The sequence below is a fragment of the Mesorhizobium sp. M8A.F.Ca.ET.207.01.1.1 genome (genome assembly GCF_004794715.1).
Taxonomy (GTDB): domain Bacteria; phylum Pseudomonadota; class Alphaproteobacteria; order Rhizobiales; family Rhizobiaceae; genus Mesorhizobium.
In genome coordinates, this window is sequence record NZ_SRUS01000614.1 from 1 (window position 1) to 279 (window position 279).

At 69.2% G+C, this 279-nt stretch carries 1 protein-coding gene; it reads right to left on the reverse strand.

Annotated elements, in window-relative coordinates:
• A partial coding sequence (locus tag EN850_RS36075; protein ID WP_189591371.1) for an FAD-dependent monooxygenase occupies positions 1–222 on the reverse strand: 222 nt, incomplete at its 3' end.
• Positions 223–279: the final 57 nt, after the last annotated feature.

A 279-nucleotide genomic window follows, 5' to 3' on the forward strand; every position in this document is an offset into this window, starting at 1 on the left:
CAGCACCTGGCGGGCCGCGACCGCGTCCAGCAGGCCGCGCCGATCCAGCGCTTCCAGCGTGGGCGCGTTCAAGCCGCGCAGGCCAAAGGGCAGGCGCTTCAGCGTTGCATCGGGCGACTCAGCCTGCTCCAGCAGCAGGACCGAACAGCCGGCTTGGGCCAGCTCGCAGGACAGGAACAGGCCGACCGGGCCGGCCCCGGCGATGACGACGTCGTACAACATGGGAATTCCCTGTGAGCGCCGGACCGGCGCTCTGGTGTCGCCAATGTTACACTCGAT